23 protein-coding genes and 1 pseudogene are annotated in these 24,750 nt (G+C 64.6%); 10 read left to right on the forward strand and 14 right to left on the reverse strand.

The window, feature by feature from the left end:
* From rsfS to HD883_RS08885, 5 genes and pseudogenes are all read left to right on the forward strand, one after another.
* Window positions 1-336 (forward strand): annotated as a pseudogene (gene rsfS / locus HD883_RS08865) (ribosome silencing factor); the annotation flags it as partial.
* A 24-nt stretch (window positions 337-360) separates the two neighbouring features.
* Window positions 361-831: a 23S rRNA (pseudouridine(1915)-N(3))-methyltransferase RlmH gene (gene rlmH, locus HD883_RS08870; RefSeq protein WP_179586336.1), complete on the forward strand. Its 471-nt coding sequence runs from the start codon at window positions 361-363 to the stop codon at window positions 829-831.
* Window positions 832-842: 11 nt separating this feature from the next.
* A complete protein-coding gene (locus tag HD883_RS08875; RefSeq protein ID WP_179586334.1) occupies window positions 843-1,439 on the forward strand; it encodes a Maf family protein in 597 nt (198 codons plus the stop codon).
* 107 nt (window positions 1,440-1,546) lie between these two features.
* Window positions 1,547-3,013 carry a ribonuclease G gene (rng, locus tag HD883_RS08880; protein ID WP_179586333.1) on the forward strand — a complete coding sequence of 489 codons (1,467 nt, stop codon included), beginning with the start codon at window positions 1,547-1,549 and terminating at the stop codon, window positions 3,011-3,013.
* Window positions 3,014-3,114: 101 nt separating this feature from the next.
* Window positions 3,115-3,780: a MarR family winged helix-turn-helix transcriptional regulator gene (locus HD883_RS08885; protein ID WP_179586331.1), complete on the forward strand. Its 666-nt coding sequence runs from the start codon at window positions 3,115-3,117 to the stop codon at window positions 3,778-3,780.
* A 98-nt stretch (window positions 3,781-3,878) separates the two neighbouring features.
* On the opposite strand, the gene HD883_RS08890 is transcribed toward HD883_RS08885, so the two are convergent.
* From HD883_RS08890 to HD883_RS08940, 11 genes are all read right to left on the reverse strand, one after another.
* Window positions 3,879-5,162: a TRAP transporter large permease gene (locus tag HD883_RS08890; RefSeq protein ID WP_179586329.1), complete on the reverse strand. Its 1,284-nt coding sequence runs from the start codon at window positions 5,160-5,162 to the stop codon at window positions 3,879-3,881.
* Window positions 5,159-5,737 (reverse strand): TRAP transporter small permease, encoded by a 579-nt coding sequence (locus HD883_RS08895; RefSeq protein ID WP_179586327.1) that lies wholly within the window; start codon window positions 5,735-5,737, stop codon window positions 5,159-5,161. The genes HD883_RS08890 and HD883_RS08895 overlap by 4 nt, the downstream gene beginning before the upstream one ends.
* Before the next feature lie 23 nt (window positions 5,738-5,760).
* Window positions 5,761-6,786 carry a TRAP transporter substrate-binding protein gene (locus HD883_RS08900; protein ID WP_179586325.1) on the reverse strand — a complete coding sequence of 342 codons (1,026 nt, stop codon included), beginning with the start codon at window positions 6,784-6,786 and terminating at the stop codon, window positions 5,761-5,763.
* A 95-nt stretch (window positions 6,787-6,881) separates the two neighbouring features.
* The gene (locus HD883_RS08905; protein WP_218863190.1) at window positions 6,882-7,442 is read right to left on the reverse strand and encodes a flavin reductase family protein; all 561 of its coding nucleotides are present in this window, start codon (window positions 7,440-7,442) and stop codon (window positions 6,882-6,884) included.
* A 3-nt stretch (window positions 7,443-7,445) separates the two neighbouring features.
* Window positions 7,446-8,963, reverse strand: a complete 1,518-nt coding sequence (locus HD883_RS08910) for a 4-hydroxyphenylacetate 3-hydroxylase family protein (protein ID WP_179586323.1) — start codon at window positions 8,961-8,963, stop codon at window positions 7,446-7,448.
* 389 nt (window positions 8,964-9,352) lie between these two features.
* Window positions 9,353-10,666: a ketopantoate reductase family protein gene (locus HD883_RS08915; RefSeq protein ID WP_179586321.1), complete on the reverse strand. Its 1,314-nt coding sequence runs from the start codon at window positions 10,664-10,666 to the stop codon at window positions 9,353-9,355.
* Window positions 10,641-11,186 carry a cupin domain-containing protein gene (locus HD883_RS08920; protein WP_179586319.1) on the reverse strand — a complete coding sequence of 182 codons (546 nt, stop codon included), beginning with the start codon at window positions 11,184-11,186 and terminating at the stop codon, window positions 10,641-10,643. Before HD883_RS08920 ends, HD883_RS08915 begins: the two co-directional genes overlap by 26 nt.
* 9 nt (window positions 11,187-11,195) lie before the next feature.
* Entirely contained in the window at window positions 11,196-12,161 is a 966-nt protein-coding gene (locus HD883_RS08925; protein WP_179586317.1) for a tripartite tricarboxylate transporter substrate binding protein, read from the reverse strand.
* A 79-nt stretch (window positions 12,162-12,240) separates the two neighbouring features.
* Entirely contained in the window at window positions 12,241-12,900 is a 660-nt protein-coding gene (locus HD883_RS08930; protein WP_179586316.1) for a cupin domain-containing protein, read from the reverse strand.
* 42 nt (window positions 12,901-12,942) lie between these two features.
* Entirely contained in the window at window positions 12,943-13,962 is a 1,020-nt protein-coding gene (locus tag HD883_RS08935; protein WP_179586314.1) for a tripartite tricarboxylate transporter substrate binding protein, read from the reverse strand.
* Between the two features lie 189 nt (window positions 13,963-14,151).
* Window positions 14,152-15,000, reverse strand: coding sequence for an alpha/beta fold hydrolase (locus HD883_RS08940; protein ID WP_179586312.1), 849 nt, complete (start codon window positions 14,998-15,000; stop codon window positions 14,152-14,154).
* Between the two features lie 498 nt (window positions 15,001-15,498).
* Here HD883_RS08940 and HD883_RS08945 point away from each other — a divergent pair, with 498 nt between their 5' ends.
* Complete coding sequence (locus tag HD883_RS08945; RefSeq protein ID WP_179586310.1) at window positions 15,499-16,530, forward strand: LacI family DNA-binding transcriptional regulator; 1,032 nt, start codon at window positions 15,499-15,501, stop codon at window positions 16,528-16,530.
* Between the two features lie 577 nt (window positions 16,531-17,107).
* On the opposite strand, the gene HD883_RS08950 is transcribed toward HD883_RS08945, so the two are convergent.
* Window positions 17,108-18,466: a citrate synthase gene (locus tag HD883_RS08950; RefSeq protein ID WP_179586308.1), complete on the reverse strand. Its 1,359-nt coding sequence runs from the start codon at window positions 18,464-18,466 to the stop codon at window positions 17,108-17,110.
* 129 nt (window positions 18,467-18,595) lie between these two features.
* Between HD883_RS08950 and HD883_RS08955 the strand changes: the two genes are divergently transcribed.
* The 4 genes from HD883_RS08955 (at window position 18,596) to HD883_RS08970 (ending at window position 23,470) form a co-directional block, all read left to right on the forward strand.
* Complete coding sequence (locus tag HD883_RS08955) at window positions 18,596-19,585, forward strand: Bug family tripartite tricarboxylate transporter substrate binding protein (protein ID WP_179586306.1); 990 nt, start codon at window positions 18,596-18,598, stop codon at window positions 19,583-19,585.
* A gap of 13 nt (window positions 19,586-19,598) precedes the next feature.
* Complete coding sequence (locus HD883_RS08960; protein ID WP_179586304.1) at window positions 19,599-20,297, forward strand: class II aldolase/adducin family protein; 699 nt, start codon at window positions 19,599-19,601, stop codon at window positions 20,295-20,297.
* A complete protein-coding gene (locus HD883_RS08965) occupies window positions 20,291-21,577 on the forward strand; it encodes an aromatic ring-hydroxylating dioxygenase subunit alpha (protein WP_179586302.1) in 1,287 nt (428 codons plus the stop codon). The genes HD883_RS08960 and HD883_RS08965 overlap by 7 nt, the downstream gene beginning before the upstream one ends.
* Before the next feature lie 189 nt (window positions 21,578-21,766).
* Window positions 21,767-23,470: an amidohydrolase gene (locus HD883_RS08970; protein WP_179586300.1), complete on the forward strand. Its 1,704-nt coding sequence runs from the start codon at window positions 21,767-21,769 to the stop codon at window positions 23,468-23,470.
* Window positions 23,471-23,524: 54 nt separating this feature from the next.
* Here the strand turns inward: HD883_RS08970 and HD883_RS08975 are convergent, their stop codons facing one another.
* Both HD883_RS08975 and HD883_RS08980 read right to left on the reverse strand, forming a co-directional pair.
* Complete coding sequence (locus HD883_RS08975; RefSeq protein WP_179586298.1) at window positions 23,525-24,274, reverse strand: MipA/OmpV family protein; 750 nt, start codon at window positions 24,272-24,274, stop codon at window positions 23,525-23,527.
* A gap of 29 nt (window positions 24,275-24,303) precedes the next feature.
* The gene (locus HD883_RS08980; protein WP_179586296.1) at window positions 24,304-24,750 is read right to left on the reverse strand and encodes a hypothetical protein; all 447 of its coding nucleotides are present in this window, start codon (window positions 24,748-24,750) and stop codon (window positions 24,304-24,306) included.

A 24,750-nucleotide genomic window follows, 5' to 3' on the forward strand; every position in this document is an offset into this window, starting at 1 on the left:
ATGGACATTACCCTCTTCGAACACGCGATCGTCGACGCCCTCGACGACGTCAAGGCCCAGCACGTCTCGGTCTATGACACCACCCGCCTGACCGGTCTGTTCGACCGCGTCATCATCGCCAGCGGCACTTCCAACCGCCACACCCGCGCACTCGCCAACAGCGTCCGCGAAAAGGCCAAGGAAATCGGCAAGGACGTCATCGCCACCGAAGGCGAAGACACGGGCGAATGGGTCCTGGTCGACCTGGGCGACATCGTCGTCCACCTCATGCAGCCCGCCATCCGCGAGTACTACAACCTCGAGGAAATCTGGGGCGGCAAGAAGACCCAGCAAAAGACGTTTCTGTAACGCCTTTCCTGCATGAAGCTCATCATCGTGGCAGTGGGAACGCGGATGCCCGGCTGGGTGGACGAAGCGTTCTCGGATTACGCCAAACGCATGCCGGCCGACTGCGCGATCGAACTGCGCGAGGTCAAGCCGGAAGCCCGTACCACCGGCAAGACGCCGGCCCAGATGGAAGCACTTGAAGCCAAACGTATCGACGCCGTCATGCCCCAGGGCGGTCGATGGCTGGCCCTGGATGAGCGCGGCCGCGACCTGACCACCGTCGAACTGTCCCGCCAATTCCAGACCTGGCGTGACGACGGCCGCGACGTCGGCCTGATCATCGGCGGGCCCGACGGCCTGGACGCGGCGCTGAAGGCCCGCTGCGACGGACTCATCCGCCTGTCCAGCCTGACCCTGCCGCACGGCATGGTGCGCGTGCTGCTGGCTGAACAGCTGTACCGCGCCTGGTCCATCCTGAACAATCATCCCTATCACCGCGCGTGAGGCAACCCCACGTGACGACGATCTACCTTGCCTCCAAAAGCCCCCGCCGCCGCGAGCTGCTGACCCAGCTCGGCATCGCGCATGAGCTGCTGATTCCGCCGCCATCCGAGGGACCCGACGAGCCGCAACTCGATGGCGAGTCCGCGGCCGATTACGTGCGCCGCACGGCACGCGACAAGGCACGGCAAGGCGCTGTGCTCATGGCCGAACGCGGGTTGCCCGCCAGGCCCATCCTGGCGGCGGACACCACCGTCATCCTTGATGGCCAAGTGCTCGGCAAGCCCGTTGACCGCGACGACGCGATCCGCATCCTGTCGCTGCTGTCAGGCCGCCAGCATGAGGTCCATACCGCGATTGCGTTGCTCCATGACGGCCAACTGCACGAAGACGTCTCGGTCACGCAGGTGCATTTCCGCGATCTGACAGCCGACGAGCTGGCCCGCTACTGCGACACGGGCGAACCGTATGACAAGGCCGGCGCCTACGGCATCCAGGGCTTGGCCGGCGTGTTCGTGTCACGCATCGACGGCAGCTTTACCGGTGTGATGGGCCTGCCGCTGTACGAGACCGCGCGCCTGCTCGGCCACGCCAGCATCGTCCTGCCCTGAATTTACCGCCGGTCGCAACGCCCGGCGTCCCGCACGGCGCATCGAGGGATCATCTCGGGGTAAGCTGAGGCCAACCGCCCTTTCCGGGGCCACTCTGGCTTTCCCCAATGACCGAAGACATCCTTATCAACATCTCGCCCTACGAGACCCGCGTCGCCGTCATCCAGCAAGGCGCAGTACAAGAGCTTCACATCGAGCGGACGTCCCAGAAGGGCTACGTCGGCAACATCTATCTGGGCAAGGTCGCCCGCGTGCTGCCCGGCATGCAGAGCGCTTTCATCGACATCGGCCTGGGTCGCGCCGCCTTCCTGCACATCGCCGACATCCGCGAAAGCCGCCACGAACGCGCTCATGGCGGACACCCCACCACGCCGATCGAAAAGCTGCTGTTCGAAGGCCAGACGCTCATGGTCCAGGTCATCAAGGACCCCATCGGCACCAAAGGCGCACGCCTGTCCACGCAGGTCAGCATCGCCGGCCGCATGCTGGTGTTCCTGCCTTACGACCCGCACATCGGCATCTCGCAACGCATCGAATCCGAAGCCGAACGCGTGGCCCTGCGCGAACGCGTGCAGCGCCTGGTCTCGCCCGAAGACAAAGGCGGATTCATCGTCCGCACCCAGGCCGAAGACGCCAGCGACGAAGAACTCGCCGCCGACATCGGCTACCTGCGCAAGATCTGGAGCATCATGCAGAAGCAGGCCCGCGTCCAGGGCGCGCCGTCCTTGCTGCATGCCGACCTTGACCTCGCCCAACGCGTGCTGCGCGACGTGGTCAATGCCGACACCGCCACCATCATGATCGACTCGCGCGAAAACTTTGCGCGGCTCACCAACTGGGCCCGCGAATTCACGCCTTCTGTCATTGATCGTCTCGTCCACTACACCGGCGAGCGTCCCCTCTTCGACCTGTACCACGCCGACGACGAAATCGCGCGCGCCCTCTCGCGCCGCGTCGACCTGAAGTCCGGCGGCTACCTGATCATCGACCAGACCGAAGCGCTGACCACCATCGACGTCAACACCGGCGGCTTCGTCGGCGGCCGCAACTTCGACGACACCATCTTCCGCACCAACCTCGAAGCCGCCCAGGCCATCGCCCGCCAGCTGCGCCTGCGCAACCTGGGCGGCATCGTCATCCTCGACTTCATCGACATGGAAAACGTGGACCACCGCGAAGCCGTGTTGAGCGAACTGCGCAAGGCCCTGGCCCGCGACCGGACGCGCATCACCTTGAACGGCTTCACGCAGCTGGGTCTGGTGGAGATGACCCGCAAACGCACCCGCGAATCGCTGAGCCACGTGTTGTGCGAGTCCTGCCCGACCTGCGGCGGCCGCGGCCACGTGAAAACGCCCAAGACGCTGTGCTACGAAATCCTGCGCGAGATCCTGCGCGAGGCGCGGCAGTTCAATCCGAAGGAATTCCGGATCCTGGCGTCGCAGGCGGTGGTGGATATGTTCCTGGAAGAGGAAAGCCAGAACCTGGCGGCGCTGGGGGACTTCACGGGCAAGCCGATTACATTGCAGGTGGAAGGGATTTATTCGCAGGAGCAGTACGACATTATTTTGATGTGAGTTCCGCGCCCGCATCGGATGGGCGCGGACCGAGATACCTAAAAAACTACCTTCAACCTTTAAGTACAATGCAGGCAGTTCCCAATACTGATCGAGCCTGCATGCCTTCCAGTCCGTCGAAAGAGCCCCGTTCCTACCGCCCGCCCTCGACCACCTCGCGTGAGGAATTTTTCAGTGGCGGGACCGACAAGGCCTTTCGTGAAAGCATCTACAACATCGTTCGCGGCCTGGACGGGCTGATGTCCTGCCGCGAGGTGTTCAGCAAAGTGCTGGGGCTGACCGGCAGCCAGTTTGCGGTGCTGATGGGCGTGGCGCACAAAGAAAACGAAGAAGGCGTCACCATCCGGGAATTGTCCGATCATATCCGGCTGGCGGCTCCGCATGTGACGACCGAAGTGGGCCGCATGATCCGCGCCAAACTGCTGGTCAAGCGTCCCAATGAGGCGGATGGCCGCAGTGTGCTGGTGTCGTTGTCGCCCACGGGTCAGGCGGAAGTCGACCGCATTGCTCCGCTGGTGCGCAAGGTGAACGATCAGCTGTTCCAGGGGATCGCCGCTGACGAGTTGGCCACCGTGACCCGGGCCATGAAGATGCTGGTGCTGAACTCGCAGCGGGTGCTGGCCGAGGTGCATTACGGCGACCTGCTCGACATGGCGAAACCGGCGCCCGACGCGCCGAAGCCGCGCGCACGCAAGGCCGCGACGCGAACCCCGGCGGTGCGGAAGGTGGCGGCAAAACGAGCGGCCGCCAGCAAGACGCTCAAGTAAGGCACCCCAACAAGGCACCCAACCAAGACGCCCAAGGCGACGCGTCCACACAGAAGCGCCACATCCCAGATGCCGGCCGCGAATTCCCACCCGACGGATCAGCGGTACACCCAGTGCATCAGCCCGAGCGAGATCCCCGGAATGTAGGTGATCAGCAGCAAGGCGAACAGGTACAGCACCATGAAGGGCACCACCCCGCGGTAGAGCGACGACAGCGGCATGTTGAAGACGGTCTGCGCGGCAAAGAGGTTGAGCCCGAACGGCGGCAGGAACATGCCGATGGCCAGATTGACGGTCATGATGATGCCGAAGTGGATAGGATCAATGCCCACGCTGGTCACCAGCGGCATGACCAGGGGCGCCAGCATCAGGATCGTTGCGGGCGGCTCCAGAACACTGCCCATCAACAGCAGCACGATATTGAAGATCAACAGCAGGCCGATCGGGCCCAGGCCGATGGACTGGATCAGCTCGACGAGCTTGACCGGAAACCCACTGGTCGTGACCATCCACGCATAGACACCTGCCGCCGCGACGATGACCAGAATCTGCGCGACAAGCCGGGTCGATCCCTGCGCGACGGCCCAGATCTGCTTCCACGTCAGTTCACGGTAGATGTAGCGGGACACCAGCATCGAGTAGACGCAGGCGACGCCCGCCGCTTCCGTAGGCGTGAAGATGCCGCCGTAGATCCCGCCCAGGATGAATACGGGTGCCGCGAGCGCAAAGACGGCCGCGCGCGATGTGGTCGCGATGGTGGCCCACCGCGCCTTGCTCATGAGCGGCACCCGTTCGATCCGGGCATACACCGCGATATACACCACCACCAGCAATCCGATCAGGATGCCGGGAACGATGCCCGCCATGAACAATTTCGGAATCGATTGCTGCGCCACGATCCCGTAGATGATCATCGCGATCGACGGTGGGATGATGACGGCCACGGCGCCTGCCGAGGCGATCAGGCTGGCGGCGAATCGCGGCGGATACCCGTTCGCGCAGAGGGTCGGGTACAGCAGGCGGCCCACCGCTGCGACGCAGCCTACGCTCGACCCGGACATGGTGCCGAACAGTTCGGCAGACGTAATGGTCGCAATGCCCAGCGAACCCCGCACGCCGCCAATGATGGACAGCACCCAGTCGACCAGGCGGCGCGCGATCCCGCCCTGCCCCATGATGTCGCCAGCAAAAATGAACAAGGGAATCGCCAACAGCGGAAAGCTGTCGAGGCTGCCAAAGGCGGCGGTATGGATGGCGCCGAGGGGATAGTCGGTCAGCAGTCCCAGCGCGGCCATGCCGGCGGCCAGCAGGACCACATAGATCGGCGTCCCGGCAACCAACAGCACGATCGGTATCGCAAGGTACACAAGCATTTCGATCATGTCGCGTCACCCGCAACCGTTGCGCGCCGGGCGGCCCGCACCCGCAAGACCAGGCGAACCAGCACGAACAGTCCGATCACCCCCATACCCACCGGGATCGCTGCCTGCGGAATATAGAGGGGGATCTCCAGCGCGTCACTGCGTTGATCAAATTTGAGCAACTTCCAGATCAGTCCGCCACCGGCCTGGCAGAGCAGCAACGCCACGGCCGCAACGACCAAGTCCACGATCGTGCGAATGACGACCTGCCACCGGGGCGACGCCATGCCGACCAGCACTTCCACCTTGATGTGCTGATCATTCCAGGCCACCGCGACGGCCCCCAGAAACACCATCCAGATCATCAGGAACATGACCGCTTCGTCCGCCCAACTGATGGGCGCGCCGAAAACGTATCGGCCGACCACGTTGGCGCAGCTCAGCGCAACGATGACGAACAACAGCGCCGTCGCAACGTGTAATGCCGCATTGCTGGCCCGGTCGATACCGCGCACCACGCCATCAACGCCAACGCCACCCTTCGTGCGACTGCCGCTTGCGCTGCCCGTGACGGGACTGCGAATCTCTGTATGCATGAATAGCTCCCCGTTGCCCGCGATCAGCGGCTGCGCTGCGCGGCGTCGACCAGCACGTCGTACAAGGCTTTCTGATTGGCCTTGCGTGATGCGACTTCCTTGCCGATCGGCGCAAGCGACGCCAGCAGGGCAGCCTGTTCAGCAGGGTCCAGGCGGGCGACTTCGCCGCCATTGGCGGTCCACAGGGCGCGTTGCTTGACGATGAAATCCACGGCCCACGGATAGACCTCACGGCTCGCGCGCTGACCTGCGTCCACCACCACCTTCTGCAGCGGCGGCGTCAATTTGTCGAACCATTCGGTATTGACGACCGACACCACACTGACGATCGAATGATCGGTTTCCAGCATGTAGCGCGCCGCATCGTAATACCGGAAGGCGGCAAGCACGGGCAGCACGCTCATCACGCCGTCGATGGTTCCCTGCTGCAGGGCCGGCAGGACTTCACTCAACGCCATCGGCACCGGCGTCGCCCCCATCTTCCGGATCTGTTCCATCTGCACCGGAGACGCCAGCACGCGAATCTTGAGCCGCTGCAGGTCGGCCAGCTTGTGCGCCTTCTGGCGGGTGTTGATGACGCTGGGGCCATTCACGAACAGACCAATGCCTTTCAACCCCTTGCTCTTGCCGATGTTCAGGAACGCCTGGTTGAACGCGGGGTCCTGCAAGGTTTTGTTGGCGTGGTCCAGGTTCGTGAACAGTCCCGGACTGCTCAGTATTTCATAGCGCGAATCGACGCCACTCAAGAATTCCGGCGGACCCACAAAGGCCTGGATCGAGCCGAACTGCGTGCCTTCGATCATCCGCGGAATGGCCCCCAACTGGCTTGCCGGATAGATCTCTACCTTGATCTTGCCTTCGCCATCCTTGGCCACGAAGTCCGCAAATCGCTTCATCCATTCATGCTGCACGTCATTGATGGTCGCCGTACCGACCTTCATCACGATCGGCCCGGATTGCGCCTGGACCCACGACGCCGGCGCCAGTGTCGACAGCAGGGAAATGGCGGAGAACACGATGGCACGGCGGCCGATACGGTGTAATGACATGGGGCGTCCTGTTCAGGCGAGGGGTGGGAAGTCAGATGAACATCGGGGAAGCGTGCGTTACGACGGCGAGGCGCGGACAAGCCGCGGCACGCCGCCTACCATCCATGCAGCCAGAGTCCGTCATCGGCAACGACGGGGTCGGCTTCTCGTGCAAGGCCGCGATAGCGTCCTTTGAAAAACAGCAACGGGCTGTCGTCGGCATGCATGCGGGTGCGCATCGACACGACCCGGCCAACAAAAATCGTGTGGTCGCCGCCTTCGACCTGCCGGTACGCTTCGCACTCGAACCAGGCCAGCGCGTTCGGCACCATCGGGACGCCGGTGACCGGGCCCTCCAACGGCCGGACCCCTTTCCATTTGTCCGGTGATGGCCGCGCAAAGGTGTTCGACAGGTCGGCCTGGTCCGCATGCAACAGCGTCACGCCGTAGTGGCTGGCCCGCTGCCATGCCGGCATGGACGCCGCGGCGTTCGCCAGGCTGAACAGCACCAGCGGCGGATCGAGCGATACCGAATTGAAGGAACTGACGGTGGACGCCAGCGCGTGGCCGGTCTCGGTCACGCACGAAACGACCGCCACGCCCGTGGCGAACCGGCCCAGCGCCGTGCGAAAGGCGCGACCGTCGATCTCGGTGGTGAAGTCATGCGGCGCCGTCATGATTCAGAGCGGCGGCAGGTCAAGGGCGGCGTCCACCATCGACGTGGCACGCTTGAAGTCATAGGCGCGATACATGTTCTGCTTCACCAGGAACGACGCGCCCCCGTAGAACTTTTCGTATTGCTGGCTGCGATTGCCGAACTCCGTACCCACGAAGTCCCACGCCATACGCATCAAAGCCATGCGCGACCGCGCGTCCGTATTGGCCGACCGCATGAAGCGCTCGATATCGCCAGCCGTTTCCGGACTGTCCAGATCCTTGAGCGACGACGGCAGGGAAATCATGGCCGCGCCCGTCAACTCGCGGATCATGTCGACCATGCGGGGATTGAATTCGGACTGCAAGGCCATGACCGCGTACAGCGACTTCTTGCACGGCCAAACCACCCCGTTCGCGTCGATGGACGCCTTGGTTTCCTGGGCTTCGAGCATGCTCTCGACCAGCTGGACCATGGCGGCCATTTCGCCCATCTGCACCTGGACCTGGGGGTGGGCCTCATTGCCCGTCATTTCGTTCATGCGCTTGACCAGGCCGATCATGAAACGCAGCTTGGTCGCATACCGCGCCTGTGCCTGCAGGTTGCCGTAGGCATGCGATGGCGTCTTCCACCATTGATCCCGGCAGATTTCGGTGTTGCGGTAGATGAAGACTTTTTCCCAGGGCACGAATACGTCTTTGAGCACCACAAAGCAGTCTGTTTCGTCGAAGCGGCTGCTCAAGGGGTAGTCGAACCCGTTGGTGGCCTGCAGTGCGTAGGGGCGGCGGGGATACAAGCGCATGCCGGGGGCGTTCATGGGCAAGGCAACGCCGATCGCGTAGTTCTCGTCGCCCGGCTGCAAGGGGTGGATGCAGCTCAGGTACAGATAGTCGGACAGGACGCCGGCGGTCGCCAGCTGCTGGGCGCCCGAGATGACGATGCCGTCGTCCCGTTCCTTGACGACCCCTGCGTACAGCGTCGGATCCGATTGCTTGTGACCCGGCTTGCTGCGATCGATCTGCGGAGGAACGATGGCGTAGGTGGCCCAAAGGTGGCTTTCTCTCAGGTGTTCGTAGAACGCGACGACGTTGTCACCGAACTGCTTGCCGCCCGCTGCAAAGACTTCGGGGACTGCGGCATAGCCGCAGAAGAAGCCGGCGACGTGATCAGGCGTGCGTCCCATCATCCCGAACGAGCCTTCCGACCAGACCTCGGACGCAAGACGCTTGGTTCTCAGGTCATCAAGGCTGGTGGGGATCTGATACGCACGCATGACCGGCTTGCCGCTGGTGGGCGACGTGTAGGTCATGCGCTCGCGCAAGGAAGGATGGGCCGCCGTGTCGAACAGCCTGGCTGCCGACTGCGCAGCTTGCGCAAAGGCCGGGTGGCGGGTCACATCCTTGACCCGCTCGCCATCGACATAGACCTCGCGGCCATCGTTCAACGCGCGAAGGTAATCGTCGCCGCGCCGAAGCCCGTCTGATGAACCCGCGGCGGGTGTATCGGTGCTTGCTATCAAGTCCAGAGCAGTATGGGCATTCATTGGGCGGATCTCCTGGGTTCAACGACGGGACGCAATCGGTTATTTACATACGTAATGTAGGTTCATTATGTATGTATAAATTCGTGTGTCAACGCCTTTTATGTGAAGGACCCGATAGTCGAACGCAGGGCGGCCGGGCGGCTTGCGCGCCTTCGACAGGAAGGGCCAAACACCCACTTAGATACACAATGTACGTTTAAAGTATATCTACATGCTCAGGTAATTGGCACATAAATATTCCGGATTTTGACAAGGCAAAGCCGCATGCCTGATCCTGGGGCACGCGCACAAGAACGGAGCACTGTCTGCACGGTTTTGTCGGCGCTGACGCACCTTGAACGAGCCTTCTTGAGCAGAAGACGGCGTTCAGATGCGTCGCGGCGCGTGGATCACTCGCGCGGGGGTGCGCGCCGAGTGGCTGAAGTCATCCCTTCATTCAACCCGCCCAGCAGCGTGGTGACGATATCCAGCGCCGGGGTGGTCACGCCCTGGCATCTGGCCAGCGCGCGTACGGCGTCGAACACGGCGGCGACTTCCAGCGGGCGGCCAGCTTCGACGTCTTGCAGCATGGACGGGCGGGCGCCGGTGCCCTTGGGCTGGAAGTGGTGCAAGGTGCGATCGACGGCGTCGGCGCCCAGGTCCCAGCCGTGGGCGGCTGCGATGGCGACGACCTCTTCCAGCAGGGTGCGAGCGAGCGCGATGCGCTGGGGGTCGCGGTAGATGTCGTCGGTGCCGAGGCGCGTCAGGCTGCCCAGGGAATGGTTGGGGATGTTGACGAGCAGCTTGCGCCAGATCTCGCCGCGCAGGTCGTTGCTGGCGTCAACGTTCAGGCCGGCGGACCGCCATAAGGCGACGATGTCATCAATGGGCGACGCGGCTGACGGAGCCTTCCCATGGCCGACGCGGATTGTCCGTTCGCCAGGCATGTCCTTGCCGGCGATGTCCTTGCCGGTGATGTCCTTGCCGGTGATGTCCTTGCCTGCCATGCCCTCGATCTGTGTCCTTGGCAGTCCCAGCTTCCATTGATTGAACGCCGCGTGCACGACCACACCGGGCGCCTCCACGCGATTGGACGAGAGTGCGACGCAGCCGATGGCTTTGTCAGGGGTAACGTGCCGCCACAGCGCGCCGTCTGGATCGACCGGGTGCGCGCCGGGCAACTGGTTCTCTGCCGGCAGGCCATGATTCCACCACCACGGTATCCCGTTGGTCACGAAGATGGCGCGGCTGTGGGTGGCCGCCAGCAAGGACGCAATGCCTTCCGCGGCGGACGCCAGCGCGGTGCTTTTCAAGGTGACGATGACGAGGTCTTGCGGTGGCAAGGCATGGGGATGGTCGGTGGCGGCGAATGGGTGCACGGTGGCGTCGCCCGCGTCCTTGTCGCGCACCTGCAGGCCGTGAGCACGGATGGCGGCCAGATGGGGACCCCGCGCGATCAGGCTCAGCTCGATGCCTGGCACGGTGCTGAAGCGCGCTGCCAGGTAACCACCGACTGCGCCCGCGCCGTAGATGCAGACGCGCCTGACACGGCGGGACGATGTCGCTTCGAACGGCAGGTCGGTGGATAGCTCTGCAGCGCTGATGCTCGCTTTTCCGGCCGCCACCTTGGTCGGTGGGTTGCCCGCTGCATCCGCCGCCGCGTCCGCCCCCACATCCGCCCCTGCATCCGCCCCCACGTCAATCCCCATAGAACGCGCCGTCACGATAGATGCGTTCGACCGTCTTGTTGTCTTTCGAGTCGGCGTCGGCGAACGACCCGTGCACGTTCAACCGCCCTTCCCGTCCTTGCGCGGCTTCGTTTGGCGAGCCGACGCGCAGCATCACCAGCGGTTCTTCACTGGTCGCGTTGAAGCGGTAGTAGCTGCCGTGCGGAATCATGATGCCTTCATTCTTGCCCAGCAGTGCGAGCGGTCCTTCGTCATCAAAGAATTCTGCTTCGCCTTGCAGGATGACGAAGGTGTGGTCCTCGGTCGCATGCGCATGCAGGGCGTTTTCGCCGCCCGACGCATAGACCTTCAGGCGAACCGACAGGTGCGGGCTGGCGGCCAACACGGTTTCGGACCGGCCCTGCTCCAGCAGCTGGGCTCGTACCTTGAAGGCCGTGGGCCGGGTCGCTTCGGCCTTGGCGATCTGCTGGGCCCGGATGTCCTGGTAGGACGTGGTCGGCGCGACGAACTCGGCGGACAGCCTGGCGTCCGCGTGCGACATGGTGCGGTGGTTCATGAACGTTCCTTATTCGGGTTTGACACCGGCGAGCCGCAACAGCTCGGCGTACTTGGTAATGTCGGCATCGACCGTGCGCGAGAAGTCCGCGGGCGCCAGCCTGGACGGCGCGAGGCCCGTCGCTTCGATGGCGGCACGCATCTCGGGGTTGGCCAAGGCCGCGGTGATCTCCGTCCGCAAACGGTCGACGACGGCAGGCGGCGTGCCGGTCGGCGCGAATACGCCATGCCAGCCTGCATCGATCTCGAAGTCGGGCAGGCCGGCTTCCTTGATCGTCGGGACGTCGGGCAGATAGCTGGCGCGTGCCAGGCCGGTAAAGGCGAGCGGACGCAGCTTGCCCGCCTTGATCTGCGGCAGCGCAAGCGGCGATGTCACGAACATGGCCTGCAGTTCGCCCGCCATGACGGCGGTAACGGCCTGCCCCGCGCCCTTATAGGGGATGTGAACCATATTCACGCCGGCCTGCTGATTGAACAGCTCGCCGGCAATGTGCAGGTTGCCGCCGATGCCCGGCGACCCGAAGGACACGCGTTGCCCGGGCGTCTTGGCCAAGGCAATGAATTCCTTGACGGTCGTTGCAGGCAAGGCGGGATTGACCACAAACAGCAGTCCTTCGCCGGCGGCCACTTGCGCCACCTTGATGAAGTCCCTGTTGCTGTCATACGGCATCTTTGCGTACATGCTCGGGTTGATGACAAAGGACGACGACGTCAGCATCAGCGTGTAGCCGTCGGGGATGGCCCGCGCGACGGCTTCGCTCCCGATCAATCCATTGGCGCCCGGACGGTTGTCAACGACAACCGATTGCCCCAGCTGCGTTGTCAGGCGCTGCGCAAGGATGCGGGCTGTGGTGTCCGGCCCGCCGGCACTGAAGGGGACAACGAGCCGTATCGTCCGGTTGGGGTAGTCGTCCGCCGCGTGGGCCAACGTCGTCGCGAGCAGCGCCAGCGCGGCGTAAACAAGTCTGGGTGTCATGCCTGTCTCCTGGGACGCGTCTGCGCGCGTCATGCACCGTCATGTACTTTCATTCACCATCACGCATCTTCATGCGCCTTCATGCTCCGTCGAACTCGTCCAGCGCCGACTTCAAGCCGGCATCGAATTCCCCGTCCAGCAGGATGAACGCAATCTGGCACGGGACCGTGCCGCGATTGCTCCAGGCGTGGTTGGTGCCGCACTGGACGAGCACGTCACCGGCTTTCAGGACGACTTCCGAGTCATCGAGCAGCATCGTGATTTCGCCTGACAGCACGATGGCGTAATCGATGGTCTCGGTGCGATGCATCATCGGGTGCCGGCCGTTTTTCGCAAAGGTGGATGCGGTCGAATTTCCCAGCGATGCAAACACGTTCTGCGCCTCGTCGGGCGACAGGCTGCGCACGGCTTCCGATTCGGGGGCCAGGGTATTGATGCGGATCACGCTGCCGCGCGAGGTCGGCAACTGCCGCCGGGCACCTGGGGTCGGGTCTTCCATGTCAGCAGTGATCGGCGCCGGGGTCGCCAGGGTGCGCCAGATTTCGGTGGACGCGTAGCCCGGACGCTTTTCGGCGGTAAATACGACGGGCGCAACGTCGTCGGACATGACAATGGCCTTGCCGTTGGCGTCATGGCCGGTCACCACGCGCCGGATCTTCCCGGCGGTGTCCTTGCTGTCTGCGGTGGGGCTGGCTGCGGTGGGGCTGCTTGCCTGCGCCGGGCGCTGTTCGGTCGTCATCGTGCGTCTCCTGTTTTGGTCAGTGCGGAAGCCTACCCACCGTCATTCGGGTGTGATGCCTGCCGCGGCGGCGACTGCCTTCCACTTGGTGATCTCGCTGCGGATCAACGCGCCAAATGCGTCCGGGGAATTGCCCACCGGCTCGGCGCCATCGGCCGCCAGATGCTTCTTCAGGTCGGCATCGCCCAGTGCACTGACGGTTGTTGTGTGCAACTTGTTGATAATGGCAACCGGGGTGCCGGCAGGCGCCAACAGGCCGTACCACTGCACCGATTCATAGCGGGCGACGCCGCCCTCGGCGAGGGTGGGAACGTCGGGCAAGGCCGCGCTGCGGGTCGTGCCCGACACCCCCAGCGCACGCAGCTTGCCGGACTTGATGTGCGGCAGGACAGACAGCGTGTTGCCCATCATCATGGCGACCTGACCGGCCACCACGTCGACTAGCGCCGGGCCGGTGCCCTTGTAGGGAACATGCAGGATGTCGACGCGCGCCAGGTCCTTCAGCAACTCCATCGACATGTGTGGCGACGTGCCCACCCCGGCCGACGCGTACGTCAGCTTGCCGGGCTGCGACCTGGCCAGCGCCAGCAGTTCGGGCAGGCTGTTGGCCGGCACGGAAGGGTGCACCACCAGCACGTTAGGCAAGGACGCCACTTCCGAAATCGGCGCCAGGTCCCGCAGCGTGTCGTAGGGCACCGTCTTGTACATCGCAGGGTTTAGAGCGAGCGTGCTGGCCGCCATCAGCAAGGTGTAGCCATCGGGCGAGGCCTTCGCGACCTGATCGATGCCTATCATCTGCCCTGCGCCGGGGCGGTTGTCGACAAACACTTGCTGGCCGAGTGACGCCGACAGCTTCTGCGCGATCAACCGCGCCACGATGTCGGTGCCGCCTCCGGCGGCGGAAGGCACTACCAGACGGATCGGCCGGGTCGGATAATCGGCAGACGCAGCGGTCTGCGCCGTGCCTGATGCGGCCGCCTGGGCTTGCCCATCCGGGGTGTAAATCAGCAGCGAGCCTGCGCAGGCAATCGCCGCGGCCGCTTTGAAGAAGGTGGCGCGCATCGTGTCTCCAGCATGTTCTTGTTTTGTTGTCTTGGTGTCTTGGTGTTCTGGTGTTCCGGTGCTTTGATGCTCTGCTGCTCCGGTGCTCCCGTGCTCCGGTGCTCCGGTGCTTCGATGCTCTGGTGCTCTGGTGCTCTGTTGCTTTGATGCCCTAGTGCTTTGACGCTCCGTGTCCGGGTTCTTGCAGTGTCAGTGCGCGCCTGTCGCCGGCAAGGTCTTCAAGAAGGCCAACAGCTGTTCGGCCAGCGTTGCGTCATCGCACCACGCTTCCATCGGAATGAAGTCCGCATCCTGTTGCTTCAGCTGCATTGGAATCCACGTGCTGCCCGCGATCAGTTGCTGCACCCGCTCACCCACGTCGATGGGATGCGTGCGGTCCGTGCCCGGGATCACGCACGCCGGCATGGTCAGGGACCGCAACTGTGCTTCGGTTGCGCCCAGCACGGGCATGGCGGCCCCCGCTTCCAGATCGGCACGCCACGCCCGCATGATGCGCAAGAAGGTGGCCGCGTCGAACTGCTGCAGGCGCGCCTGATTGGAAGGATTGGCGACGATCAGCGCGCGAAAGTGCGCGTCGCGCGCAAGGGCGTCCATGCCGCCCTCCTTGACCCTCTTGATGTAGTCGGTGTAGTACTTGGCTGCCAGGCGCTCGGCAGCAAACGCACCGCCGGTGATGCGCATCAGCAGCAAGGCACGCACGGCCTCGGGGTGCTTGAGCGCCAGCAGCAAAGACAGGCGGCATCCTGACGAGAACCCACCCACGATGGCAGGTGACGCACCCAGATGCTGCAGCAACGCATGCAGGTCGTCGGCCCAGATTTCGAATTCCGGTGCGCGGTCGTCAAAGGCCAGCTCGCCCGCGCCGCAGTTCCGGCGGTCGTGGATCACCACCCGGTAGCCCCCGGCGGCGATGCGCGTGGCAAGGGGCACCAGCTCGTCCATGCCGCGCCGCCCGCCTGGCGACAGCGCGATCCAGTCGCCCTGGTCACCGATGACCTCGAAGGGGATGTGTGTTCCGTTCAGGGCAGCGATGGGCATGGGGCAGTGTCCGGTCAGTGGGGGCGTAAGACAATCGGGATGCGGCGAACGCTGTGCCGGTCGAGCCGATACTAAAACTGTGCGAACGTTCGCGCAATCGTTTAAAACTATGCATTCGGGCGTTGCTGCAAGTGCGTCATGACGCGATGGGGATGACAAGGCGGCAACCCATCCGGCTGACGTCAAGGCGGCGACGTTGAGGCGTTGACGTTGAGGCGTTGACGTTGAGGCGGCGATGCTAAGGGGCTGATGCTGAGGCTCTGATCCAGAGGGTCCGATGCTGAGGCTTAATGTTGCGGCGCTGATATTCAGGCGTCGACGTTGGGCTCCAGGGGCTTCCAGTGCACCGGCCAAGGCGGTGCACCCAAACGCAATCTCAACGACGATTGACGATAGAATGCACCCGCCTGCGACACCTGCTTTCTGCATCTGCCTTAGGCATCTGCAGGCCGCACTGCCGATCAACGACCGCACTCCTTCCAGGACGCCGACCTTCCGATGACGGACCGCCCCGCCCCCACCATCAAGGACATCGCCCGCCTGCTCGGCGTGGCCGTGTCGACCGTGGGACGCGCGCTGCAGAACAATCCGCGGATCAGTCAGGACATGCGCGACCGCGTCCATCAGACGGCGCGCGACATCGGCTACGTCGCCAATTCCACAGCGGCCACCATGCGCAGCAAGACCAGCAAGCTGGTCGGATTCCTGGTTCCCGATGTCGAAGACAACGATTCCGCCACCATCGCCAAAGCGGTCGCGCAGTCATGCAATCGCGCGGGCCTGCAGCTGATGCTGGCCATGTCCGAAGACGACCCGCAGCGCGAACACGCGCATCTGCAGACCCTGGTGGGTGCCCGAGCCGCCGGCCTCATCATCGTTCCGACGCTCACGCCAACACCGGAGTCCCTGGCCATCATCCAGCGGCTTCCGTTCATCCAGGTGATCCGGCATCTACCGAATCTGTCGTCCGACTACTTTGTCTACGACGATGAAGCAGGCATGCGAACCGCGACCGAACACCTGCTTGCCCTGGGTCACCGGCGCATCGCCTACGTGGGCACCCTGGCCGCACTCAGCACCGGCGCGCGGCGGCTGGCGGGGTTTCATCGCGCGCACCGGGATGCCGGACTGGAAGCCGACCCCCGTCTCATCGCGACCTTGCCGCCCAGCGCGGACGGCGTCGGCCACGCGCTGCGTGACATGCTGACACGCAGCCGCCCCACGGCCGTGATCGCCGGCGGTTCCCGCATCACGGTGGCCCTGCTGGCCGCCATCGACGACGCTGGCGTTGCCGTGCCGGACGCGTTGTCGGTGATCGGTTTCGGCGACCACGCCTGGTCGACCTGGTGGCGCGGCGGCCTGACGACGCTGGGCCTGCCCATCCGCGAACTGGCCGCCGAGTCCGGCGCGTTGCTGGTCGAACGGGTCACCGGCGTTCGGAGTGACGACGCGCCGTCCATCGACACGCCCAGGCACGTGAGCCATCCTCTGAAGCTGATTGTGCGACGCACGACGCAGCAGATTTCCTGATCGCTGGCACGCACTCAGGACCGCAAGCGAGCCACCGCGTGTTGTGTGCACTGCAGTGGGACGTTTATGCGACGCGCAGGAACGAATATGGTCGCTTGAAAAGTGCATGTGGGTATCGTGCGGTCACGCTGCACGACTAGCCCCTCCTTCCCTTTACCTTAGAGCGAACCATGACAATAACGAAAAGCGCTTGGATATCGATAACCGCACTGTTGATCGCTGCACCTGCCGGGCTGGCCATAGCCAGGGTCGCCCCGATTTTGATCGAGGCATGCAGCCTGTTGGACTCCGCAAGCAAACGGGTTGAGTGTTTGAAGGCGGCCGATGCGACGGACGCGACGTCAAATACGTCCGGCGCTGCGGTGGGACAGTCTGCCCGGCGTTCGTCCCAGACCGCCACGCCCCAATATGCCGTGCCGAGCAGCAGCAGTGGCAGCAGCGCAAGGTCCGCCGGGGGCCAGACCTGCTACACCGGCCCGCGCGGGGGCACGTACACGATTACGGCCAGCGGAAACAAGAATTACAGCGGGTGCTGAGCTAGGGCAACAGGGATTCGGCTTGTTGTGTAAGACCTGACTCAGCCGCCCAGACTCACATACTTCGCCCGCGGCCGCATCGTGAACCCGGCGAGCCTTTGCTCGATCACGTGCGCGGTCCAGCCGGCGCAGCGGCCGATGATCCACATGGCCGCGGCGGCGCGACGGGGCAGGCCCAATGCGAACGACACGCTGACCAGTCCTACGTCGATGCGCGGCTTCAGGTCGAACTCGGCCTGGGCCGCCTTGAAGATGCCGTCGAGCGCATGAAATTGATTGCGCTCATTTTTGGGCATGCTCGATGCAAGATCGATCAGGTAGCGCGCGCGGGGGTCGCCCTTGGGGTAGGACACCGGATTGAACCCGGGCACTTGCCGGCCTGACGCGACGTAGCCGGTGATGGCGTCGCGCAGGGCTTCGGCCGTCTGCACGCTGGCCAGGAGCGCTTCGGTGCGCTCGCACCCTCCCCCAAACCGGATGCCGGATTGCGTGACGATGGCGGCGTGCAGGCACGCGCGCAGTTCGGCGCCGGCGGATGCCGCGACGCGTGCGGCGAAGGTGGCGGGCGACAGTTCGTGGTCGGCGCACACCACCAGCGTGGCGTTGATGGCGCGCAGATGGGCGGCGCGCGTGCGGGCATCGGCCGCGTCTTCGCCAATCAATGCATTGGCCAGCAGTTGGGCGATCGATTGCGGATGCGAAGGCCGGTACACCTTTCTGGCGGGGCCGAGCAGGCCCATGGCGCACGCATACAGGCTGATCAGGCTGACCGCGTCGGCCACCGTGGTGCCGCGTTCAAAGTCGGGTTTGTTGGGCATGGCGGTCGCGATGATGGCGGTGGCGAGTGACATCAGACGCGCGCTGGTCAGGGTGTCGCTGCTGCCGGCGGCCGCGTCCAGGCGATCCAGCACCTCGCTTGACGGCATGGCCGCTTCCCACAAGGTCAGGCCGGGCACGTCGACCCCGCTCCACAACAACTCCGCCACTGACTCGAACGACCGGCCGGCCGCGGCCAGTTCCAGCGCGGGCACGCCGCGATAGCGGTGGCCGCCGTCGGCCAGGTCGGTAATCGATGTCGTCAACATGGGCTGCCCCCAGCGCACGGCGGTTTCTACCGTGTCAGGGATGCCGGCTCGGCCGCCCATGCGTTTCGCCGCGCGTTCGACGTCTTCGCGGTAGTACAGGCGGGCGCGCGTGCCGGGCTGGGTGACCGACCGGATCACGCCGCGGCTGACATACGAATAAAGCGAAGGAACCTTCACATTCAGCGCTTCCGCCGCCTGGGTTGCCGTCAGGTAGTCGGAGGGTGCATCGATCCGCGCCGCGCGAGGTGAAGCCGCCACCTGGCCCGTCGCTGGCCCGGCCGGCGCCTTGGCGGGAGCCGCGCGGATCTCTTTCACTCGGGATGTCTTTCGGGTCGAAGCAGCCACATTCCATCCAATATCGATTAATTAATCAAGATTGATCAATATAGATTCGAGGCCTACGATGCGTCAACAACACCAGGCGCACAGCGCCACGGAGACAGCATGACCCGACGCCTTTTCCTGACCACCACCGGACGCATCGCCCTGGCCAGCGCCCTGGCCGCCTGTACGCTGGCCGCGCAGACCACCCAGGCCGCCCCCAAGCAGGTCCGCCTGGTGGTGCCCTTCCCGCCCAGCGGCAATCTCGACACGATCACCCGCCTGGTGGCGGAACGCATGCAGCCCACGTTTGGCACGGTGATCGTTGAAAACCGGTCGGGGGCGAACGGCAACATCGGGGCCGAGAACGTGTACAACGCCGCGCCCGATGGCGGCACGTTGATGGTCGCGCCCTATGGTCCGCTGGCCGTCAACAAGAACCTGTATCCCAAGCTGAGCTATGACTCGGATCAGTTCGTGCCGGTCGCCATGCTGGCCAGCGTGCCCAACGTGCTGGCGATCAACCCGTCCTTGCCGGTCAATTCCCTGGCCGAATTCATTACCTACGTGAAAGCCAATCCCGGCAAGGTTGCGTTTGCATCGCAAGGCAGCGGATCGTCATCGCACCTGGCCGCGGAACTCTTCATGCAGCTGACCGGCACCAAGATGCTGCACGTGCCCTACAAGGGCACCGGACCCGCGATCGTCGACCTGCTGGGGGGGCAGGTGTCGGTGTTTTTCGACACGCTCAGTTCCAGCGGCAAGTACCAGAAGTCGGGCAAGTTGAAGATTCTTGCCGTGGCCGACAGCAAGCGTTCCGCGCTGCTGCCCGAGGTCCCGACCTTTGCCGAAGCGGGTCCGCCCGCGATGAAAGACATGCTGGCCAACGCCTGGTATGCCGTGGTCGCGCCGCCCAAGACCCCTGCCGACATCGTCGCCAGATACGAAAAGGTGATCAGCGCCGCGATCGCCGCGCCGGACATGAAGCAGAAATTTGCCGAGATGGGCATCGACCCCTTCGTTGCCAATTCGGCTGACACCGGCGCCTTCATCCGGAAGGAAACCGTGAAGTGGGGCCAGGTCATTCGCGCCGGCCAGATATCGGTCGATTAATAAGGACAGGACCATGGACACCCAAGACCAGATCGCCGACAAGAAGCAGCAGATAGCCGATGCGCTTGGCATGATGGAGCGCGCCGGCATCATCGACTTCAACGGCCACATGAGCGCACGGATCGGCGACAACCGCATCCTGATCAATTCCGGCGCGTCGGTGCGCAGCGCCATCACGGCCGCCGACATCATCGAGATCGACCTGGATGGTCAGCCTGTCGATGGCGGCATCGTGCCGCCCATGGAATTCCACATCCACGCATCGATCTACCGGCAACGGCCGGATGTGAACGCGGTGGCGCACACCCACCCGGTGTGGTCGACGCTGTTCAGCAGCGTGGGCAAGACGGTCGAACCCGTGATCATGCAGGCCGCCATGCTGGGCGAGATCCAGCAGTTCCCCAAGACCGCGTCGATCAACACGCGTGACCTGGGGGATGAGCTTGCGTCCTGCCTCGGCCGGCACCGCATCGCCATGCTCAAGTCGCACGGCGCGGTGGTCGCAGCCGAGGGCATCCTGGAAGTCTTCGTGCTCGCCTACTACCTGGAAGAAACCGCGCACCGGCAATACCTGGCGTCGCAGATCGGCCAGCCCGACGTGCTGAACGCCGAACAGATCCAGAAGATCAACGCCAACCTGTGGAAGCCCCACCTGCTCAAGAAGGCCTGGGACTACCACCTTGCGAAACTCCATCGGACGACATCATGCTGAAGAAAGAACAGAACGAACTGGTGACCCGCACCAGCAAGGGCACGGCGATGGGCGAGCTGTTTCGCCGCTACTGGCTGCCGGCCCTGCTGTCCGAAGAACTGCCCGAACCGGACTGTGCGCCCGTGCGGCTGCAACTGCTGGGGGAACGATTGATCACGTTTCGCGACAGCAGTGGCACGCTGGGTGCGATCGACGAATTCTGTGCGCATCGCGGCGTGTCGCTCTGGTTTGGCCGCAATGAAGAGGGCGGCATCCGCTGTCCGTATCACGGCTGGAAGTACGACACGCAAGGCCGCTGTATCGACATCCCGTCCGAGCCGGCCGACAGCAAGCTGTGCGATCGCGTGAAGCTGAGCGCCTATCCGCTGATCGAACGCGGCGGCGTCATCTGGATCTACATGGGCGAGCCCGAACATCAGCCGGCCTTGCCCGAATGGGAATTCGCGACCGTGCCGGCCGATCAGAGCTTCATGACCAAGCGGCTGCAGGAATGCAACTGGTTGCAGGCACTGGAAGGCGGCATTGATTCGAGCCACGTGTCCTTCCTGCACAGCGGCGGCCTGAAGCACGACCCGCTGTTCAAAGGGTCGAAGGGCAACGAGTACAACCTGGGTGATCTGCGTCCGCATTTCGAAGTGGCGGAGACCGACGGCGGCCTGTTGATCGGCGCACGCCGCAAGGCGGAACCCGGGTCGGTGTACTGGCGCATCACGCCGTGGGTCATGCCCAACTTCATGATGGTGCCCCCGCGTGCCGACCACCCGGTGCACGGCCACTTCTGGGTGCCGATCGATGACGAGAACTGCTGGGCCTGGAGCTTCGATTACCACCCCACGCGCGCGCTGAAGGAATCCGAAGTGCAGGCCATGAAGGACGGCGCGGGCATCCACTGCAAGTACGTTCCGGGCACGTACATTCCGCTGGCCAACAAGTCGAACGACTACCTGATGGACCGGGCGCGCCAGAAGTCGGGCGAGCTCTACAGCGGGGTAGAGAGCATTGCGATCCAGGATTCGTCGTTGCAGGAAAGCATGGGCGCCATCCAGGACCGGACCAAGGAAACCTTGACCAGCACCGATCGTGGCATTGTGCAGGCGCGTCGCCGCCTGATCGCCGCGGCCACCGCGCTGGCCGAAAGCGGCACGCCGCCGCCGGGCATGGAAGCGGCGCTGCAGCACATCCGGTCGGTGGCGCTGGTGTCGCCGGAAGCGGCGCCCTTCCCCGCGGTGGCCGAAGAAGCCTTGCAGTCCGCGCCAGGCAAGCCGCACGCGACGGTTTAATCGGCGAAGCCGCTGCGGGCTGATGCCGCAGGCTGTTCGCGCGGATCGATGCCGCCGATCGGTTCCGCTGCCGGAACGCAGCGTCCCGCCAGCGGCACGCTGACAGATGCCCTGCTGGTCAGCCGGCGGCAAATGTGGGTCAATGGGGCAGCGTACGCCCCACCCACTCCAGCTTCGGGAGAAGCCCCCATGATCGTCCGAATTCCGTCGTCGCCCCGTCTCCTGGCAACCGCCATTGCCTCGCTCGCCACCCTGGCCGCGGGCTGCAGCCAGGTCGGCCCCACGTCGTCCGTCGTTGCGGCCGACGCCGTCTATACCAACGGCAAAGTCGTCACTGTCGACAAACAGTCTTCCATCGTCCAGGCCTTTGCGGTCAAGGACGGCAAGTATGTGTTCGTGGGCAGCACCGCGCAGGCGCAAGCCTATGTCGGCCCGTCCACGCAGGTGGTCGACCTGAAAGGCCGCACCACCATTCCGGGTCTGGCCGATTCGCATCTGCACACCGCGGGCGGCGGACCGGGTCTGGACCTGTCCAAGACGCGGTCGTTGGGCGAGGTCTATGCGGTGCTGCGCGATGCCGCCCGCAATGCGGCGCCGGGCACCGTGCTCGTGTCCAATTCCGACTGGCACGAAGCGCAGTTCAAGGAACAGCGCCTGCCCACCGCCGCCGAGCTGGAAGCCGCTGCGCCAGGCGTGCCCGTGGTGCTGGTCCGGGGCGGTCACAGCTACTTCCTGAATGACACGGCGCTTGCCAGATACAAGATCACCAAGGCCACGCCAGTGCCTGCCGGCGGCGCGATTCCGGTGGGCCCGGACGGCAAGCTGACCGGCGAGATCACCGACACCGCCAAGCCCCTTGTGGCCTTGCCGCCCACGCCCGCGCCATCGGTTGCGGGACTGGAAGCGCAACAGAAGATCCTGAACAGCTATGGGTTGACGAGCATCCGCGTGCCGGGCATCTCGGTGGCCAACTACCGCGTGTTCCAGCAACTGCGCGACGCGGGCAAGGCCACCGTGCGCTACAGCATCCTGCTGCGCCCACGGGATCTGGCCGACTACCGCGCCAGCGTGGTTCCATCGGGCGTCAAGCCCGGCGAGGGCGATGACTGGGTCAAGATCTGGGGCATCAAGGTCGCGGTCGATGGCGGTTTCGAAGGCGGGTTGATGACCAAGCCCTACCTGGATCCGCTCGGCAAGAACGGCACGTACTACGGCTTGCGTCTGCTCGATCAGCCCAGCTTCAACGAGTATGTCGTGACGCTCAATCGGGCAGGCTGGCGGTCGGCCGTGCACGCGGTGGGGGACGCGGCGATCGACCAGGCGCTGACCGGGTATGAAGCGGCCAATGCCGACCAGCCCATCGTCGGCAAGGGCTGGGTCATCGAACATGCGTTCGTCTCGCGCCCCGATCAGTATCCGCGCATGAAGCGCCTGGGCGTGAACCTGTCGGTGCAGGACCATCTGTACCTGGCCGCGCCAGTGCTCAAGGCTTACTGGGGCATGGACCGCGCGTCGCAAGTCACGCCGGTCAAGACCTATGTGGACGAAGGCTTCCTGGTCGCGGGCGGCACCGATTCCCCGGTGATTCCGCTCAGCCCCTTCTGGGTCATGTATCACTTCCTGACGCGCGACACGATTTCGGACGGCGTCTACGGCGCCAACCAGGCCGTCACGTCGCGCGATACGGTGCTGCGCATGATGACGATCAACAACGCCCTGCTGACCGATGAGGCGTCCATCAAGGGGTCGATCGAAACCGGCAAGCTCGCGGACTTTGCGGTGCTGTCGGCCGACTACCTGACGATCCCCGCCAGGCAGGTGCAGGACCTGAAGGCCGTGGCCACCTACGTGGGCGGCAAGCAGGTATATCGCGACGCCAGCTTCGCGCCATAAGTCGGATGCGGGCGCGCCGCCGGATCAACGCGGTGCGCCAGTCATCCACCGCCGTCAGAACGCGTACGTGACGCCGACCATGCCGAAGGCGCGCGTCGCGCTTTCGGCGATCGGGCTGTCCTTGGCGTCGCCCACCAGCGAGCGCACCCCCAGCGTCGTGACCGCGCCCCACCGTTCATTGATCCGGTAGGACCACGACGCAAACACCGACCCGCCGCTCAGGCCCGACGAAGGCTGATACGGCCGAAGCCCGGCCTCGCTGCGGGCGGCTTGGGAAGGCGTGACGCCGAACCAGGTCTGCATGTAATCGCTGTTGCCCCATTCCAGTCCCCCGCCCGCCGTGACCCGGTGCGGCCCTTGCTGCCACACGGCGTAGGACGCCCCCAGGTTGGCGGTGCCGCCATAGCCTTTGGTTGCCTGCGTGTAGCTCAGGGTGGCGCGGAAGCGGCCCGGCGTCCATGCGATGAACGCGCCATAGTTGGCATGGGCATCGATATCGCCCAGTCCGCGCAGGATGGGCGCGCGGTCTTCCGGACGTCCCAGGTTCAGCCCCAGGCGCACCCCGGCCGACAGGTCATTGCCCAGGTTGGCGCGCAGGCCGATGCCAGGAAAGCCATCCACGGACGAGGCAAAGAACATGCCGTTGCTGTAGTTGATCAAGGGGACAGGCGCGACGCGATAGTCGTTGGCGCCAGGGTACTTCGGCACGATGCCGGCGCCGGCGCCGATGAAGTTCTGGGCGTGCGCGGCGCCTGCCGCGGCCAGCAAGGCGCCTGCGCACACAGCGCGTTGAAACAGAGTCATGGAGGTTACCTTCGCACTTTGGAGGGACGTCACAGGGCCTGCAGGGCAAACTGCCGTGCAGCCTTCAGACGCAGATGGAGATGGGGACGATGATCATGATGCCTGTGGCCCGCCACACTGGTCGTGACGGCAAGCCCCGACGCCATGACGGCATCGACACGCTCGGGCAGATCGCGCGGCGACCCCGCGGCAGCCTGCCGCATCAGTCGCGCCAGCAACGCGCGGGTGTAGGTCAGCAGGTCGAGGGCGCCGGCAAGCGCCTCGTCCTGGTCAGATGCGTCGGGCGCCTGTGACGCGTCGTTGCCCGCCCGGTCGCCCAACCGTGCGTCGCAAATGAAATCCAGCAACTCGAAGTACGCTTCAAGCCGATCCCGCGGCGCGGCGTCGGCGTCTTCCAGCGGCCTTAAGGTTGTCAACCACAACGATCGGTCGAACGCCGTCCGGATCGAAGGGAATCCTTGCAATGGTGCATCCAT

Origin of the sequence: Pigmentiphaga litoralis (assembly GCF_013408655.1) — a bacterium.
GTDB classification, from domain to species: domain Bacteria; phylum Pseudomonadota; class Gammaproteobacteria; order Burkholderiales; family Burkholderiaceae_B; genus Pigmentiphaga; species Pigmentiphaga litoralis_A.

Coding starts and splice junctions, on each gene's coding strand:
- HD883_RS08930 (WP_179586316.1), bottom strand. CDS start 12,900: ATGACGACCGAACAGCGCCCGGCGCAGGCAAGCAGCCCCACCGCAGCC.
- HD883_RS08905 (WP_218863190.1), bottom strand. CDS start 7,442: ATGACGGCGCCGCATGACTTCACCACCGAGATCGACGGTCGCGCCTTT.
- HD883_RS08965 (WP_179586302.1), top strand. CDS start 20,291: ATGCTGAAGAAAGAACAGAACGAACTGGTGACCCGCACCAGCAAGGGC.
- HD883_RS08920 (WP_179586319.1), bottom strand. CDS start 11,186: ATGAACCACCGCACCATGTCGCACGCGGACGCCAGGCTGTCCGCCGAG.
- HD883_RS08980 (WP_179586296.1), bottom strand. CDS start 24,750: ATGGATGCACCATTGCAAGGATTCCCTTCGATCCGGACGGCGTTCGAC.
- HD883_RS08945 (WP_179586310.1), top strand. CDS start 15,499: ATGACGGACCGCCCCGCCCCCACCATCAAGGACATCGCCCGCCTGCTC.
- HD883_RS08910 (WP_179586323.1), bottom strand. CDS start 8,963: ATGAATGCCCATACTGCTCTGGACTTGATAGCAAGCACCGATACACCC.
- HD883_RS08970 (WP_179586300.1), top strand. CDS start 21,767: ATGATCGTCCGAATTCCGTCGTCGCCCCGTCTCCTGGCAACCGCCATT.
- HD883_RS08955 (WP_179586306.1), top strand. CDS start 18,596: ATGACCCGACGCCTTTTCCTGACCACCACCGGACGCATCGCCCTGGCC.
- HD883_RS08960 (WP_179586304.1), top strand. CDS start 19,599: ATGGACACCCAAGACCAGATCGCCGACAAGAAGCAGCAGATAGCCGAT.
- HD883_RS08925 (WP_179586317.1), bottom strand. CDS start 12,161: ATGACACCCAGACTTGTTTACGCCGCGCTGGCGCTGCTCGCGACGACG.
- HD883_RS08890 (WP_179586329.1), bottom strand. CDS start 5,162: ATGATCGAAATGCTTGTGTACCTTGCGATACCGATCGTGCTGTTGGTT.
- HD883_RS08900 (WP_179586325.1), bottom strand. CDS start 6,786: ATGTCATTACACCGTATCGGCCGCCGTGCCATCGTGTTCTCCGCCATT.
- rng (WP_179586333.1), top strand. CDS start 1,547: ATGACCGAAGACATCCTTATCAACATCTCGCCCTACGAGACCCGCGTC.
- rlmH (WP_179586336.1), top strand. CDS start 361: ATGAAGCTCATCATCGTGGCAGTGGGAACGCGGATGCCCGGCTGGGTG.
- HD883_RS08940 (WP_179586312.1), bottom strand. CDS start 15,000: ATGCCCATCGCTGCCCTGAACGGAACACACATCCCCTTCGAGGTCATC.
- HD883_RS08895 (WP_179586327.1), bottom strand. CDS start 5,737: ATGCATACAGAGATTCGCAGTCCCGTCACGGGCAGCGCAAGCGGCAGT.
- HD883_RS08935 (WP_179586314.1), bottom strand. CDS start 13,962: ATGCGCGCCACCTTCTTCAAAGCGGCCGCGGCGATTGCCTGCGCAGGC.
- HD883_RS08975 (WP_179586298.1), bottom strand. CDS start 24,274: ATGACTCTGTTTCAACGCGCTGTGTGCGCAGGCGCCTTGCTGGCCGCG.
- HD883_RS08885 (WP_179586331.1), top strand. CDS start 3,115: ATGCCTTCCAGTCCGTCGAAAGAGCCCCGTTCCTACCGCCCGCCCTCG.